This is a genomic window from Marinobacter salexigens (assembly GCF_002806945.1).
GTDB lineage: Bacteria > Pseudomonadota > Gammaproteobacteria > Pseudomonadales > Oleiphilaceae > Marinobacter > Marinobacter salexigens.
Genome location: NZ_NIHC01000004.1, coordinates 68797 through 83660, shown reverse-complemented (window position 1 = coordinate 83660; position 14864 = coordinate 68797). Strand labels below are relative to the sequence as shown.

At 55.3% G+C, this 14864-nt stretch carries 15 protein-coding genes; 2 read left to right on the top strand and 13 right to left on the bottom strand.

The genetic code is table 11. The annotated features are described in order from the left end of the window. Positions 1 to 111 precede the first annotated feature (111 nt). The 11 genes from fliJ to CDH47_RS08330 all read right to left on the bottom strand — a co-directional run bounded on the left by fliJ (position 112) and on the right by CDH47_RS08330 (position 12672). The gene (gene fliJ, locus CDH47_RS08380) at positions 112 to 555 is read right to left on the bottom strand and encodes a flagellar export protein FliJ (RefSeq protein WP_100639434.1); all 444 of its coding nucleotides are present in this window, start codon (positions 553 to 555) and stop codon (positions 112 to 114) included. Beyond that, positions 555 to 1955 carry a flagellar protein export ATPase FliI gene (gene fliI / locus CDH47_RS08375; RefSeq protein WP_100639433.1) on the bottom strand — a complete coding sequence of 467 codons (1401 nt, stop codon included), beginning with the start codon at positions 1953 to 1955 and terminating at the stop codon, positions 555 to 557. The genes fliJ and fliI overlap by 1 nt, the downstream gene beginning before the upstream one ends. Continuing rightward, positions 1936 to 2871 (bottom strand): flagellar assembly protein FliH, encoded by a 936-nt coding sequence (locus CDH47_RS08370; protein ID WP_100639432.1) that lies wholly within the window; start codon positions 2869 to 2871, stop codon positions 1936 to 1938. The genes fliI and CDH47_RS08370 overlap by 20 nt, the downstream gene beginning before the upstream one ends. Next, a complete protein-coding gene (fliG, locus tag CDH47_RS08365) occupies positions 2871 to 3914 on the bottom strand; it encodes a flagellar motor switch protein FliG (RefSeq protein WP_100639769.1) in 1044 nt (347 codons plus the stop codon). Before fliG ends, CDH47_RS08370 begins: the two co-directional genes overlap by 1 nt. After that, positions 3907 to 5604, bottom strand: a complete 1698-nt coding sequence (gene fliF, locus CDH47_RS08360) for a flagellar basal-body MS-ring/collar protein FliF (protein WP_100639431.1) — start codon at positions 5602 to 5604, stop codon at positions 3907 to 3909. The genes fliG and fliF overlap by 8 nt, the downstream gene beginning before the upstream one ends. Positions 5605 to 5619: 15 nt before the next feature. Continuing rightward, positions 5620 to 5988, bottom strand: coding sequence for a flagellar hook-basal body complex protein FliE (gene fliE, locus CDH47_RS08355; protein WP_100639430.1), 369 nt, complete (start codon positions 5986 to 5988; stop codon positions 5620 to 5622). Positions 5989 to 6374: 386 nt separating this feature from the next. Continuing rightward, complete coding sequence (locus CDH47_RS08350) at positions 6375 to 7850, bottom strand: sigma-54-dependent transcriptional regulator (RefSeq protein WP_100639429.1); 1476 nt, start codon at positions 7848 to 7850, stop codon at positions 6375 to 6377. Positions 7851 to 7862: 12 nt separating this feature from the next. After that, positions 7863 to 9125: a sensor histidine kinase gene (locus CDH47_RS08345; protein ID WP_100639428.1), complete on the bottom strand. Its 1263-nt coding sequence runs from the start codon at positions 9123 to 9125 to the stop codon at positions 7863 to 7865. Positions 9126 to 9348: 223 nt separating this feature from the next. Beyond that, positions 9349 to 10800 carry a sigma-54 dependent transcriptional regulator gene (locus tag CDH47_RS08340; protein ID WP_100639427.1) on the bottom strand — a complete coding sequence of 484 codons (1452 nt, stop codon included), beginning with the start codon at positions 10798 to 10800 and terminating at the stop codon, positions 9349 to 9351. Between the two features lie 71 nt (positions 10801 to 10871). Beyond that, entirely contained in the window at positions 10872 to 11225 is a 354-nt protein-coding gene (gene fliT, locus CDH47_RS08335; protein ID WP_100639426.1) for a flagellar protein FliT, read from the bottom strand. An 88-nt stretch (positions 11226 to 11313) separates the two neighbouring features. After that, positions 11314 to 12672, bottom strand: coding sequence for a DUF1329 domain-containing protein (locus CDH47_RS08330; protein WP_100639425.1), 1359 nt, complete (start codon positions 12670 to 12672; stop codon positions 11314 to 11316). A gap of 179 nt (positions 12673 to 12851) precedes the next feature. Here CDH47_RS08330 and CDH47_RS08325 point away from each other — a divergent pair, with 179 nt between their 5' ends. After that, entirely contained in the window at positions 12852 to 13352 is a 501-nt protein-coding gene (locus CDH47_RS08325; RefSeq protein WP_100639424.1) for a DUF6586 family protein, read from the top strand. Between the two features lie 49 nt (positions 13353 to 13401). Next, positions 13402 to 13662, top strand: coding sequence for a hypothetical protein (locus CDH47_RS08320; RefSeq protein ID WP_100639423.1), 261 nt, complete (start codon positions 13402 to 13404; stop codon positions 13660 to 13662). A gap of 8 nt (positions 13663 to 13670) precedes the next feature. On the opposite strand, the gene CDH47_RS08315 is transcribed toward CDH47_RS08320, so the two are convergent. After that, positions 13671 to 14162, bottom strand: a complete 492-nt coding sequence (locus CDH47_RS08315; protein ID WP_100639422.1) for a cell division inhibitor SulA — start codon at positions 14160 to 14162, stop codon at positions 13671 to 13673. A gap of 43 nt (positions 14163 to 14205) precedes the next feature. Then, entirely contained in the window at positions 14206 to 14814 is a 609-nt protein-coding gene (lexA, locus tag CDH47_RS08310) for a transcriptional repressor LexA (RefSeq protein WP_100639421.1), read from the bottom strand. Positions 14815 to 14864: the final 50 nt, after the last annotated feature.

Genomic DNA, 14864 nt, shown 5'->3' with positions numbered 1-14864 from the left:
GGTGGTATTCACTAAATCATCTGACAGCTGCTGTTAAAGTGCCCCGTACTTGTACAAGGGTAGTCCAGCACTGCCAGTTTGCATGGAGTGATGATTGATTCAGCACAAACATTAGCGATGGCGGCGTGCGAAGGCGCGGCCTGCGGCTTCATCCGCAAGCTTCTGCTCCTGGAGATCCTGCTCTCTGAATTCTTGTTGACGGCAAGTTTCAATGTAGTTCTCCATGCCTCGCCGACGCTCCCAGGCTTGCAACCATTCCTGCCGGCGCGCTTCAAAAACCGTCTCAGCTTGTGCAAGCTGTTTTTGCTGCTGCAGGATAACCTGATCAAGCTGCGTAATAAATGCCTGCCATGCTTGTAACTGATTCACCTTAACCACACCTTGCTGGCTCTTGCGGATCTGGTCGCGATACTCCTCCTGGTAGCGATTCAGTTTTTCCACCTGCTCCCTGTGCTGCTCTGCCAGCTCACGGGCCTCGCCCATCCGCTCCAGCGCTTCTTTTTCCTTGCGTTCTTCAAGGGCCAGCACCACTGCCAACCGCCGGGATCGCGCCATCAGCCGGCACCTCGCCTATTGCCACTGGCTGCAGGGTCTGGCGCGGCGGATTTCAGGCGTTCCGGAGAGCGCCGCTCCGGAACCACCGCCAACAAGCCCTCAATGCTATCAGGCAGGGAGGCACGCTCGTTAAGGTCCTGCTGCAGGAACTGGCGCATATTACCGATGTGAGTAATCGCGAAATCGGTCTCCGGGTCGGAGCCCTTCACATAAGCACCAACGCTGATCAAATCGCGTGCTTGCTGATAACGTGAGTATACCTGTTTGAATCTCTGGGCCCGCGCAAAATGCGCGGTGTCTGTCACCTGGGGCATAACCCGGCTGATGGACGCTTCAACGTCGATGGCGGGATAGTGACCTTCTTCGGCAAGCCGGCGAGAGAGCACTATGTGCCCATCCAGGATCGCTCGGGCGGCATCTGCAATGGGGTCCTGCTGGTCGTCGCCTTCGGTCAATACCGTATAAAATGCGGTAATGGAGCCGCCTCCCGGCAGCCCATTACCGGTGCGCTCCACCAGTTGCGGCAGCTTGGCAAATACAGAAGGAGGATAACCCTTGGTTGCCGGTGGTTCTCCAACCGCCAGCGCAATTTCCCGCTGGGCCTGGGCGTAACGGGTGAGGGAATCCATCAACAAAAGTACACGCTTCCCTTTATCCCGATAATATTCTGCAATGCGGGTGGTGAGCATGGCTGCACGTAAACGCATGAGCGGCGAATCGTCCGCCGGGGAGGCAACTACAACCGATCTGGCCAGGCCTTCCTCGCCCAGAATATCTTCAATGAATTCTTTAACCTCCCTGCCCCGCTCACCAATCAAACCAACCACCGTAATGTCGGCGTCTGTGAACCGGGTCATCATGCCCAGCAACATACTTTTACCAACACCGCTGCCGGCAAACAGGCCCAGGCGCTGCCCTTGTCCAACGGTCAACAGGGAGTTGATCGCCCGAATGCCCACATCCATGGACTGCCGGACAGGCGCACGGTTGAGAGGATTAATAATGTCGCCGGTAAGGGGAACCCGAGCTTCAGCTTGCAGTGGCCCTTTACCATCAAGAGGTTCGCCACTGCCATCTACCACGCGGCCTAACATAAGGGGTCCAACAGGAACACGACTGGCCGCAGACAGCCGAACCACCCTGGCGCCTGGTTTAAGCCCCTCAATGGCGGTCAGTGGCATCAGGTAGACTTTTTCATCCTCAAACCCCACCACTTCAGCCTCTACGGTACTTCCACCCTCTCCTTTGATCACGCAGCGGTCGCCCATCACCATCGGGCAACCCACGCATTCCAGTGTCAACCCCACCATGCGTGTCAAACGGCCTGAAAGCTCGGGCTCCGGGTCAGTGCGGAGATAAGCCTGATACCGATCCAGGCGATCAGCCAGGGAGGATGTCATCACGCCCGCCTTCGATGGGTTTATCGTCAGTAGCGCCGTCATGGGCAGGACTGTCATCAGCAGGCACCTGGTCCCGAATTTGCCCCGGTGAACTCAGCACATCCCGCTGGAAATCTGTCAGGTCGTCCATCATAGCGCCCAGCTCTTCAGGTTCGCCATTTTCGCGATCGTCGGTCTGCTGCTCCAGCATCGCCTGAACGGCACGCTGGAAGCGCTTTTCAACGGTAAAATCAACATGGCTGTTAAGGGTCTCAACCCGACAGCCGCCAGGCAAAACCTTGTCGTCTTCCACAACCGCGGCCGCTGCCTCAAAGCGTTCGGCTACTTCCCGCACAGCACTGCAATCATCCGGATGAACATAAATTCGAATATTTTCAGCCGTTGAAGGCAGCGCTTCCATAGCCCGCCGCACCACCTGCCGAATCTGGGAGGAGTCAATCTTCAGTTCACGGTAGACAACGGCCCGGGCAAGCACCATGGTGAGGTTCAGCAGCGAGGTTTCAATGTCATCCTGGTGCCGGGTGATGGGCAACAGCAGCTCGCCCAGCATCTGTTCAAGGCGTTCAAGGCTCGCGCTGACTTCCGAGCGGGTTTCATCGTAACCTTCGCTTTGGCCACGTTTTTTCCCCTCCGCCAGCCCACTCTCTATGCCCTCCTTGCGACCCTGCTCGAAACCCTCAGCGTGCCCGTCTTTAAGGCCTTGTTCCCGGCCTTCATTAAAGCCATCATCATGAGCGGCCTGTCGAATTTCAGCGATGTCTCCGGCAGTGAGCGGTTTGACGTTACGCTCTTCTACCCGGACAATCTCGTTGCCACTGGCGTCCAGCAGTGGGAGTTCCCACCGCTCATAGGCCGTCAGCTCCTCTTTGGGGATGCGACTGAGATCCTTGGGGCGATCACTGGGGGAGTCTTTCATCACATCATTTCTTCACCGGCACCACCGAGCGTGATTTCTCCCGCTTCAGCCATGCGACGGGCAATGGTAATAATGTCTTTCTGGGCGGATTCCACTTCGCTCACCCGCACCGGGCCTTTCGCTTCCAGGTCGTCCTGTAACAGCTCAGCAGCACGCTTCGACATGTTCTTGAAGATTTTCTCTTGCACTGCCTCGTCGGCACCTTTCAGCGCAACAACCAACACTTCCGAAGATACTTCACGCAGCAGCGCCTGAATTCCCCGGTCGTCAATATCCTTGAGGTTATCAAACACAAACATGAGATCTTCGATGGTGGTGGCGAGATCCGGGTCCATGTCCTTGATGGAGTCCAGCAGACTGCCTTCAATGCTGCGATCCATAAAGTTCATAATATCCGCCGCGCGCTTTATACCACCTATGCGACTGGTCTGGGCCGCCGAACCTCCGGAGAACTGTTTTTCCAGAATATCGTTAAGTTCTTGCAGGGCCTGGGGCTGGATGCTCTCCAGCGAAGCCACCCGCATCATAACGTCGAGGCGTACCTTTTCATCCAGCGTTGCCAGAATCTCTGCTGCCTGATCAGGATCCAGATACGAGATAACAATGGCCTGAATTTGCGGGTGCTCGTAACGGATAATATCGCCAACGGCTCGTGGCTCCATCCATTTGAGCGTATCCAGACCGGTGGTATTGCCACCGATAAGAATGCGGTCGATCAGGCTCGCGGCCTTGTCGTCGCCCAGTGCCTGGGTAAGCATGGCACGGATGTAGTCATCATTGCCCACGCCCAGCCCGGTCTGACCACCTACGGCATCCACAAACTGGTTCAGTACATAGGTGACATCGCCCTTGCTGACATCCTTCATCTGGGCCATGGCAACACCTACCCGCTGAACCTCTTTCGGGCCCATGTGCTTGAGCACTTCGGCGGCATCTGCCTCACCAAGAGACATCAGCAGGATCGCCGCCTGCTCTACCCGCGGAATTTTCCGCTGAGGCGCTTGCGGTGCATCAGCACCTGACCTTCCGGATTGATCAGTCATCAACATTCACCCACTGGCGCATCACCTGGGAAACCCTGGCCGGGTCTTCGGCAATCAGGCCTTTAAGAGCATTCAGTTGCCTATCATAGCTGTCTGTGGCGCCCGGCAAAAGGAGGTCGTCCTGAGATGAGATTGCCTGGCGCAAAGCATCATTCCCACCTGCGTCATCATAACCATCATCGTCAGACCCATCTCCCCGGCCACGCTGACCACTGCCAGACAGGCTTTTCAGTGTGGGCCGCAGCAGGCCAAGCACCAGTACAAGAATCACCAGGCCAGCCAACACCTGCTTCATCAGATCCCAAAACCAGGGTTGCTCCCAAAATCCGGGGGTTTCAAACTCGAAAGCTTCTTCCGGGGCAAACGCTGTATTCATCACGGTAACACTGTCACCACGAGCGGCAGAATAACCTACCGCATCCCGCACCAGCATGCTCAGGCGCTGCAGCTCTTGCTCGGGCCAGGCTTCGTAGGTTACGGCGCCCGTATCCGGATTAACCACTTTCATATCATCAACAGCCAGTGCAACCGTCACTCGCCTTACACGCCCAAGCTCCTGCCGGGTGTAACTGACCGTACGATCCATTTCGTAGTTGCGGGTGGACTCCGTGCGCACGTTCACGGGTTGCGCTGGCGCTGCACCTTCTGTGTCGACCGCTTGTGCATTGACCTGTTCAGGCACTGTGGCGTTGGCGGGAGGCTGGTTCGACAGCGCCCCAGGCACACCGCCGTTAAAACCGGCAACGCGCTGTTCTGTGAGATCGCGCTCGCTGCGAACCGCCTGTTGTTCAGGGTTAAACAGTTCCTCTGCCTGCTCAACTGAAGAAAAATCCAGATCTGCAGACACTTCAGCACGGTATCGGCCTTCACCGACAATAGGGGCAATCAGTGAAGCTACGCGGCGCGTAAGGCGTTCTTCCAACCGCGAGGTGTATTCGTACTGGTCCTGCATTCGCTCGCCATCACCACGATCTGCCTTGCCGGTCAACAGGTTGCCGTTCTGGTCAACAACGGTGACATGATCCTTGTTCATCATGGGAATACTGCCAGCGACCAGATTCACAATCGCTGCAATCTGTTCCTGCTCGGGCCGGCGGCCTGCAAAAACCTCCAGAAACACTGACGCAGTAGGATCACGGGCATCCCGCACAAACACGGAACGCTCCGGTATGGCCAGGTGAACCCTCGCTGCACGCACACCACGCATACTACTGATGGTGCGCGCCAGTTCGCCCTCAAGGCCACGTCGGTAGCTGACCGTTTCCATGAACTGGGACGTACCCAGGCCGCGATCCTGGTCCAGCAGTTCGTAACCCATGGTTTTTTGGTCGGTTACACCCTCGGCAGCCAGTTTAAGCCGGGCCGTATAAACCTGATCGGAGGGCACCAGCAAAGCACCGGTGCGCGTATCCATTTTGTAATCAATGCCATTGCTGTCAAGAATGGTGGTAACGTCCTGAGGGTTGTATGCAGACAAGTCCCCCACCACTGGCTGATAATTCGGCTCCTGAGCCCAAAGCACAACCGCAACACCCAAGGCAACACTGGCGGCAAGCCCTACCATCAGCCCAACCTGACGCAAAAGGTTCAGGCGGTTAAAGCCCAGAAACAAATCGCTGTTGCTTTCGGAGCCACCGACATCCTGAGTGGCGGGCATATTCGGGATTGATTCTGCGGGAACGCTGGCCATGTCTGTGCTCCGTTATCAGATCGGCATATTCATGATGTCTTCGTAAGCTCTGACCACCCGGTTACGCACCTGGGTTAAAGCTTCGAAGGACACTGTAGATTTCTGGGCGGCAATCATCACGCGGGTAATGTCCACATTGGGGTCGCCCATATCGTAGGCGGTGCGCAGAGCACTGGCATCCTGCTGAACTTCGTTGACGTTATTCACAGCCTTGCTCAGCATGTTACCGAAGCTGCTTGTCTCCTGGGCTTGATCAACCTGGCGCGGGCCATCAATGCGGCCGCGTACCGACTGATCCTGCTCAACACGCTGATTCTGATTCATTTGCGAACGCAGTGCGCGGATATCGGAAAGAACACTGTTGATGTCGGCACGCTGAACCATAACTTTCTCCTGGCACCGCCCTGACAGGGGGCGGCTTGCTGATCTAACGGTATTGATCAAGACCAAGCAATGCTCAGGCCAGAATTAGATTTCTATTAATTTACAACAAGTTATAACAAACAACCAAGAACCAGGATATATCAACGACGGAGTTTTGACAGGGTTATAGTTACTCACAATATCTGTGGATAAAACTGTTAACACAGCAAGGAAAGGCACCCAGCCCTGCCATGATATGGGGCCCCGGTGGAACTGATGCGAAATTGATCAGCCGGGATATTGGCCGGTGCGCGGCCCCAAAAAAGAGGCACCCATTAAGGGTGCCGAATGAAGGGATACTGCGAAACTGCTTTAGAATCTGCGTGCCCTCGGGCACTTGGGCGAAATCAAGCCGTGGCCAGCTCAGCATCCAGGTCGATCCCGGCCTCACGCATTTGCGCCAATTTGTACCTCAAGGTTCTCGGACTGATGCCCAACTGCTCCGCCGCCTTGTTGCGGCGACCGCGCTCGCTTCTGAGCGTCTGGATAATAATACGGAACTCTTGCTGGCGCAGATCATCGCCCAGAGATCCGGCCTCAACCGATGCCGGTTCCGAACGGTCGGCTTCATGAAACGCCGAATCCGGAGCGGCTGAGCCGGGCTGGCCCGGGTGCTGCGGGAAAGACTCTGCTACTGCCGGAGCAGCCGGTGCGATGGCAGCCGCAGCACCATGGCCATCGAAACGCCCAGTGGCCCCGATATCCAGGCACAAATCGTCTGCCCGGATAACATTGCCCTGATGTAAAACCAAAGAGCGTTGGATAGCATTGTCCAGCTCCCGCACGTTGCCTGGCCAGCTGTGTTGCACCAGCGCGCTACGGGCATCGGCAGCAAAACTGATCCCGGTCAGTTTCATCTTGCGGCAGTGTTTCTTCAGCAAAGACGTCGCCATAGGCAGGATATCCAGAGGACGCTCCCGCAATGGTTGCCAGTGCATGGGGAATACACTCAGCCGGTAGTACAGATCTTCCCGGAACCGGCCTTCCCGCACAAAATCCGCAAGATCCCGGTTGGTGGTCGCAATCACTCGAACATCCAGAGAGATCGTCTTACGCCCACCGACCCGCTCCACTTCCCGCTCCTGTAACACACGAAGCAGCTTGGATTGCAGTGCCGGGTCCATCTCTGACACTTCATCCAGTAAAATCGTTCCGCCATTAGCCTGCTCGAACTTGCCCGGCGCAGACGCAATCGCGCCGGTAAACGCGCCTTTCTCATGGCCAAACAGGATCGCTTCAAGCATGTTCTCGGGGATAGCCGCGCAGTTAATGGCCACAAAAGGCTGATCCGCGCGGGGCGACTGCTGGTGAATGTATCGGGCCAGAACCTCTTTACCAGTCCCGCTTTCTCCGGAAATCATCACCGTCGAATCACTGCCCGCCACTTTAGCTGCCAGCTGGAAGATCCGCTTACTGGCCGGGTCTTCAGCTACCGGCTCGTCGCCAGACTTCTGGCGGCTGCCACCCACCACTTTGGAAACGGCATCAACCAGCACCTTGGGCTCGAAAGGTTTGACCAAATAATCCACTGCACCGGATTGCATGGCAGACACTGCATGGCTGATCTGGCCGTAGGCGGTAATCAGCATCATTGGCAAGCCTGGGTAAAGCCGCTGAACCTCGCCCAGCAACTCATGACCGGAAAGCCCGGGCATGTTTACATCACTGACTACCATATCGACCGGCGCCTCGGCTAAGCGCGCCAACGCTTCGTGAGCATCAGAGGCCTCACGAACACGAAACCTTGCAAGCTCCAACGTGGTGACCAGCGCCTCACGCAGATCGCGGTCATCTTCAACAATCAGTATCTGGGCCTTGGCCATGGTTGCCTCCGATTAAACGGTCTTACGAGAAAAGTTATGGGAAGAATTACGCAAAAGCGGCAGACGCAGAGTCGCAATAGCACCGCCCTGCTCTGGCGAATCAATAGAGAACTGCCCCTGGTGCGCCTTCACAACCGCCTGCACAACCGCCAGGCCAAGCCCGGTGCCGTGGGATTTCGTTGTGTAGAAAGCCTCCGCAAGCCTGCCGGCTTCCGCTTTTGCGAAGCCTGGGCCATTATCCAAAACCCGGATCAGCAACTCGCCCGCGTCCAAAGCAACCTGAACGGCAACGGCGGTTGCACCTGCCTCAAGGCTGTTGTTCACCAAATTGGTACACGCACCGACCAGCGCATCCCGGTTACACATCAGCCGGCAATCCGCTGGTACCTCGTTTCTCAACATCACATCAGAACCGGATGCAGGTTTAATTCCGTCCAGGGCGGATTCCAGGGCCGTAATCAGCGTTGTCGCAGACAACTCCTCCGCCAACCGGGTTTCGCCTCGGGCAAAAATCAACATATCCCGAACCTGCTGCTCCAAATGGGTAAGCCGGGACATAAGGCGGGAAGCGCAACGCTGGCGCATCTCCTCATCCAGATCTTCTTCCGTTAAATGGCCACCGTAGAGAATAGCCGCAGACAAAGGCGTGCGAATCTGATGTGCTAGCGACGCCACCATCTTGCCCATAGCAGACAATCGTTGAGCGTGAGCAAGCTGCGATTGCAAATGACGAGTTTCAGTAAGATCGGTCAACAGAATCAACTGCCCAGGCTGATTTTCCATAGTACGGATTTCAATGCTCACACGGCGACCGTCTTTCAACGACACCTCATGACCATCATCCCGGCGCGGCGAAAAACAACGGCGAATCACATCCACCCAGCGCTCACCTTCCAAAGGCTCACCCAACAACGCAGCCGCCGCCGGATTACTCTGAGACACCACACCCTGGCTATCCAGAACCACCACACCAGCCGGCAGCGCTTTCAAAAGAGTAGAAAGCCGATCCGCCAACTGCTCCTTCTCCTCCAACTCCTGCTGACGCTGCAGAGACTCCTGGCTCAACTCCCCAGACAACTGATTAACCCGCGACTCCAGCGTGCGATAGGAATCGGTAATCTGCCGCGACATCTGGTTAAACATCTCCAGCGCAGAACCCACCGCCTCATCATCCTGCTGCGGAAATAATGCCCTGACCTTATCGTTAGCATCCGCCGCCGCATTGGCCTGAGCCTCATGCTCCACCGACTGAATGACAAACTGTGCCTGACTCATAACCTGACTCCCGATAAACCCGTCACACCGGGCCACACCCTTCGGATGATTCGTTTGCAGGTTACAAAGCGAGCTTCGTGCCAACTAGGATTTTTCTTTATAAATCAGAGCATTAAATAAACCAAAGAAAGGTGAGCGACGGGTTTACGTCACCCAAAAACGAGAAAACGCCAAAGGCCGAAAACCTTTGACGTCTTATTGTCACAAGAGAAAAGCAGGCAACTCAGGACCCCTCGGCCTCCTCCTCCCGAAGCCCATACTTCCGAACCTTCTCAACCAAAGTCGTCCGCCGAACCCTGAGCTTCTCAGCCGCCCGGGCAACCACCCCACCCGCTTCATCCAACGCCTGCTGAATCAGTTGCTTCTCAAGGTTCGACAAATAATCCTTCAGATCAATACCATTCACCGGCAACAACGCCGGCGCATCCAGCCCGACTAATCCCGGAATACCAGAAGGCATCCCCGAATCCTCAATTGGCCGATTCTCATCAAAATCGTCTACATAACGGAACTTCTTTGGCAACTCCTGCACCCCGATCACCGAATACGGGTGCATAATGGCCAACCGCTCCACCAGATTCGCCAACTCCCGAACGTTGCCCGGCCAGTCGTGCCGGCAGAGGCTCATAATCGCCGCCGAGTTCATCCGTAAAGAGCCTCGCTTTTCTTTCTCCATTCGAGAAATCAGCTCATTTATCAGCAGTGGAATATCCTCTACCCGGTCCCGCAGTGAGGGCACCTCAATGGGGAAGACGTTCAGCCGATAATACAGATCTTCCCGGAACTCGCCAGATTCGATCATGTCCTCAAGGTGCTTATGGGTAGCTGCAATAACACGAACATCCGCAGATACCGTTCGGTTGCTGCCCACCCGTTCAAAGGTTCGCTCCTGCAATACCCGCAGGATCTTCACCTGCATGTTAAGGGGCATATCCCCAATCTCATCCAGAAACAAAGTGCCGCCTTCAGCCATCTCGAAACGCCCGACGCGGGCTGTAATGGCGCCGGTAAACGCTCCTTTTTCATGGCCAAAAAGCTCACTCTCCAACAACTCTGCCGGAATGGCCCCACAATTTACGGGCACAAACGGCTTGTCGCGACGTGACGAATGATAATGCAGGTTTCTGGCCACAACTTCCTTACCGGTTCCGGATGGCCCGGTGATCAGCACACTCACATCTTTATCTGCCACCTGCTCCATGAGCTGACGCACCTGCTGTATCTTGCGACTGGTGCCCACCAGGCTACGAAACAGTTGCAGGCCACGCTGCTCACCGCGCTCTTTGGAGCGTCGAAACTGATCAGTGAAAATTTGCGCACGGTACAGCGAATCAACAAACTTGGTGTAATTAAGGGGCCATTCCATGCGAGCAATAATGCGGGCGGCATGTTCTTCAGCCAACCCCTTGAGCGCAGGGTCCCCCACCATCAGAAAAGGAGCACCCGGTACCGCTTTGCAGACCGTCTCAATAGCACTGACGATGTTCGGGTCTTCGCCGTTTATCACAGCGACCGAAATACCCGCCAGACTTTCTTCGCCTGCGGATTCGACGAGCGCCAAAGCATCGTTGCCTGTGATTACCTGCTCTTCGCCGATGAACTCCAGAATGGTCGCCAGATCCCGGCGCCTCGACTCGTCCTCACTCAGCACCAGCACCTTGTTGTTTTTGGACATTCACAAGAATCTCTTTGGGGAATATGTGCGGTATTTAAGACTGTAACCGTGAAAGAGTCAATTTTATGACGCTATTTCCGTTGCGTTGATGAAACCTTCTGATAGGCCTTGGCTGCACTGCGGTTTTGATTCACCCCTTTCAGGGCTTGCTGGGCTTCAGCCTTGGCCTTCTCGGCCACTTCACCCGCTGCGTCCACAAACTGCCGGAGTTCTTCCAACCGGGTACGCACCAGCTCCGGATCCACCTGCCCGGCTTCCAGCGAGACCATCAGTGGCTCTATTCCGGGCTTTACTTGCTCATTAAGGCGCACCAAAGCATCCCAGTCCTGATCGGCAAGTGCGCGACCGAGTTCTGTCATCAGTTGGTCGAGGTTATCCAGATGAACCTGGAGCTCGGGAGAAGAGTGGTTTTCAGGGTCGGCCATAATCTGTTCTCCTGCTTTTAGGTGTAGAAAACGGGCGACCCGGGAAAGCTACCGACAAGAGCTGGCAACTCTGCCAGCTCCAGCAGTTTCAGCGGCGAGCGGCACGCCGAGCAGATGAGGCTGTAAATTCGCTGCCACGGAACCCGGGGTTAAAATTATAGGCCGGATACTTGTCGTTCAGGCCATCAATGTAATAACGCCGCGCTTCAAGATCATACGTCATTTCCATAGTAGTCCAGAACACCGGCGTCTGGTAATAGCTGATGTTATGGGCTTCGGACACACGCCACAAATTGCCAGCCTCGTCGTATTCTTCGGATATCAGGATCTGCCAACTGTCCTCATCCACATAGAATACGCGGCGATGGTAGATGTGTTTGATACCAGTTCGGCGAGTTGCTTCCACAACCCACACCCTGTGAAGCTCGTAGCGGGTCAGTTCCTGATTAATGTGGCCTGCGCGGATAACATCACCCGGGCGCACAGACTCATCGTGCAGTTTATAGGCGTTATAGGGAACAAACAGTTCTCGCTTGCCCTTTAGCTCCCAATCGTACTGGTTCGGGGCGCCATTATACATATCCTTCTGATCGACCGAGCGCAGCGATGACGAGTTCGGCAAGTCCGTCTCGTACGCCAGGTTCGGTGAACGCCTCAGGCGGCGGGATCCGGCATCATAACGCCACGCCAGCCGTGGCGAGCGTACCTGGTCCAGAGTTTCATGCACCAGAGTGATGGTTCCAGCCAGAGTGGAAGGTGAAATCGTGTCGGTCCTCAGGTAGAAAATCTTGTTATCGACATCCGCAAGCTCGGTGCCTTCCTTGCTGTAAGGAAAGTAGTAATCGTATTGGTTTACCACCGGATTGAAAGAGCCATCCACTTGAGGTGTTGCAGATGCACTTCGGAAGGAGACCTCGTCACCGCGATAGCGAAGAATGTGATTCCACATGACTTCCAGGCCGCTTTTGGGAATCGGGAATGGACTGGTCATGATGGTCTTTCGGACACCGTTGCCGTTATCCAGCAACTCGGCGCTCAAAGCATTCTCATAGAACTTGTCATAGACATGCTCGGGGAATGCTGCCGTTCGACGAGTCTGATAAACCGGCATAAAGAAGTTTGGGCCGTATTGGCTCAACATTTCAAGGGAGCCTTCTGCGAGCTTGTCTTTGTACAAATGCATATTGTCTGCAGTAATCACGAACATAGGATCGTCCTGGGGGAAGGGATCAATTTCAACCTGCCCTTCACGCCAGTTTTCAGGCACATGAAGTAATCCACCTGCCCACTCCGGGATGCTCCCGGAAGCATTCGCCCCGCGCTCCGCCCCAACTGGCGTCAGATCCTGCTTAAGCCGTTGCGCCTCTGCTGGCGACACCGCCGATAGAGCCTGCCCGGTATACCCGAACAACAGCAATGCCATACATGCGAACACTTGGCTGCGCATTCCATATTCCTCCGAAACAATCCAACAACCCAAAATCGTGCGTGCTTTTTCCCAAATTCAAACGCCCGTTTCAAGTGATTAAATGTGTTTTCTTGTCACTTAAGCCCAAGCGCGAAGCGTGATAAAGAAATCTGCAAACTAAAATGGTAGAATGTCGGATTAATCAAAGCGGGCGCCCAATGGCTTCTCAATGGTATTCGCTGGTTTCGCAAAAACTGTTTCTTGCCAGCACTTTACTTGATGCAACGACCCTGACTCCCAAGAAAGGGAGTGCGCTTACGGCGCAAACACTACAGCAGGAAGCATCGACCCAGGGCTCTATCGAGCTTCTTCTTAGAGCAAGACAGCTTTTGCTTGTGATGATAGCCAGGCTATACCAAAAGCGCCCCGAAGGGCCTTTGTCCCTGGCAGACCTCAGCAGCATGATTGGCGATCAGGCCCCGGAGATTGTGTCGCTTACAACCCTTGAAAGGGAGAGCGAAAGCTGGTGGAACCACCTTGACCAGCTAGAGACAGCTCAGAACAGGCCTCCAGCGGCACGTAAAACGGTGAGTTCAGAAAACATAATTGCCGTATCGGCAGAAGCCGGGCCAGACCGTTCAGTCCAATCACTGAGAAAGACTCTGGAAGCCATAAAACAGTTTACCGACAACCTGGAAGAGCAACACGGTGAGTGGTAGCCCACTCAAATTCGCAGCTTCCGGTTCTCATCATTAAAAGGTTATTGAAATGTCACCATCGTTTTTCGAGATAGTACAACTGAGCAATGGCGATTATGCCCTGCGGCGCATTGACGACGACAACGCACCACTGGTTAAGATTTCGTTTTCGGATGAGGCGCGTGAAATGATGGGCGATCGCGATATGTCTGTGGCCAAAGCAATGATTGCCGCCGGAATAGAAACCGCGGGAACCATGTCTCACGATATTGACTGGGAGGATGACGAGCTGGACGTTTCAGACGCTCAGCCCGCATACACTCTGCACTAAAGCGCCGCTCAACGCTGCCTCAGCACTAAACCGTGGCTGTTCCCTTCCGCCGCCGCCTTTTGCAGGGAAGCAAAGGCTGTTTTACCCAGTTTCCCTGCCCATATAACCACCGCGTGACAAGTCCCGGCACTGAGAGCTATCTCTGCGAGTTGGCGTGCAGGGTACTCAGCGGTGGAGCGCAGAACCAGCAATTCACCGGCAACAATGCCGTGCATTTTCTGCCACTTACTTACCAGCGCCTGGGGCGGGTCGATCCACGCCAGCCAGCGTTTCTCTTGGTTGAGCTGCGTCAGCATCGGCAGTAGCAGTTGGAAGTTTTCTACCTGCCCCGCTGGCAGGATGATTTCCGTCACATTTCCGGCCGGCGTGGAATCTGCCACCCCGGGCTTGTGCCGCGCCCGAATGACTGTGCGCTGTTTTCGGGTTGCGTACTCTGGCTGTGGGCACGGCATAACGCTCTGCTGCCACGCCCTGTTCTGGTTAAAGCTTAGCTGTTCCATAATTCACCCGCCCTTCAATGCGTCTGTGGTTACACCAGCCCGATCAGTGCAGATCAGAACGTCGAATAACACCTACACCCAGCCCCTCAATAAACAGATCCTGCTCTTTCAGATCGATTTCTATCGGGGCGAACTCTTCATTCTCAGCAATCAGATAAACCTTCGAACCTTCTTTCCTGAAACGCTTGACCGTCACTTCATCGCCCACTCTGGCAACGACCACCTGGCCGTTATGCACATCCTGGGTGCTGTGCACAGCAAGCAGATCGCCATCGAGAATGCCAATATCCTTCATACTCATACCCCTGACACGAAGCAGATAATCAGCAGAAGGTGAGAAGAACTCCGGCTTCAGCGTGCAATGGTCTTCAACATGCTCTTGCGCGAGGATGGGACTGCCCGCAGCCACCTGGCCAATAACCGGCAACCCGGGGTCTTCAGCAACTTCTGGCAGTCGGATGCCACGGCTGGCACCCGGGACCATCTCAATGGCTCCTTTTCGGGCCAGGGCCCGCAAGTGTTCTTCCGCAGCATTTGCCGAACGAAACCCCATCTCTGTGGCAATTTCTGCACGTGTAGGTGGGTAACCGGTTTCATCCACAGATCGCCGAATAATGTCCAGTACCTGGGCCTGTCTTGCTGTCAGCTTCATCGTTTCGCTGCTCCACTTTCTGCATGCGGCTCTTGTGTCTTATGCATGCC

What these genes read in the sequence shown, in the direction of transcription:
- fliJ (WP_100639434.1), bottom strand. Translation starts at nt 555, where the DNA reads ATGGCGCGATCCCGGCGGTTGGCAGTGGTGCTGGCCCTTGAAGAACGC.
- fliI (WP_100639433.1), bottom strand. Translation starts at nt 1,955, where the DNA reads ATGACATCCTCCCTGGCTGATCGCCTGGATCGGTATCAGGCTTATCTC.
- CDH47_RS08370 (WP_100639432.1), bottom strand. Translation starts at nt 2,871, where the DNA reads ATGAAAGACTCCCCCAGTGATCGCCCCAAGGATCTCAGTCGCATCCCC.
- fliG (WP_100639769.1), bottom strand. Translation starts at nt 3,914, where the DNA reads ATGACTGATCAATCCGGAAGGTCAGGTGCTGATGCACCGCAAGCGCCT.
- fliF (WP_100639431.1), bottom strand. Translation starts at nt 5,604, where the DNA reads ATGGCCAGCGTTCCCGCAGAATCAATCCCGAATATGCCCGCCACTCAG.
- fliE (WP_100639430.1), bottom strand. Translation starts at nt 5,988, where the DNA reads ATGGTTCAGCGTGCCGACATCAACAGTGTTCTTTCCGATATCCGCGCA.
- CDH47_RS08350 (WP_100639429.1), bottom strand. Translation starts at nt 7,850, where the DNA reads ATGGCCAAGGCCCAGATACTGATTGTTGAAGATGACCGCGATCTGCGT.
- CDH47_RS08345 (WP_100639428.1), bottom strand. Translation starts at nt 9,125, where the DNA reads ATGAGTCAGGCACAGTTTGTCATTCAGTCGGTGGAGCATGAGGCTCAG.
- CDH47_RS08340 (WP_100639427.1), bottom strand. Translation starts at nt 10,800, where the DNA reads ATGTCCAAAAACAACAAGGTGCTGGTGCTGAGTGAGGACGAGTCGAGG.
- fliT (WP_100639426.1), bottom strand. Translation starts at nt 11,225, where the DNA reads ATGGCCGACCCTGAAAACCACTCTTCTCCCGAGCTCCAGGTTCATCTG.
- CDH47_RS08330 (WP_100639425.1), bottom strand. Translation starts at nt 12,672, where the DNA reads ATGCGCAGCCAAGTGTTCGCATGTATGGCATTGCTGTTGTTCGGGTAT.
- CDH47_RS08325 (WP_100639424.1), top strand. Translation starts at nt 12,852, where the DNA reads ATGGCTTCTCAATGGTATTCGCTGGTTTCGCAAAAACTGTTTCTTGCC.
- CDH47_RS08320 (WP_100639423.1), top strand. Translation starts at nt 13,402, where the DNA reads ATGTCACCATCGTTTTTCGAGATAGTACAACTGAGCAATGGCGATTAT.
- CDH47_RS08315 (WP_100639422.1), bottom strand. Translation starts at nt 14,162, where the DNA reads ATGGAACAGCTAAGCTTTAACCAGAACAGGGCGTGGCAGCAGAGCGTT.
- lexA (WP_100639421.1), bottom strand. Translation starts at nt 14,814, where the DNA reads ATGAAGCTGACAGCAAGACAGGCCCAGGTACTGGACATTATTCGGCGA.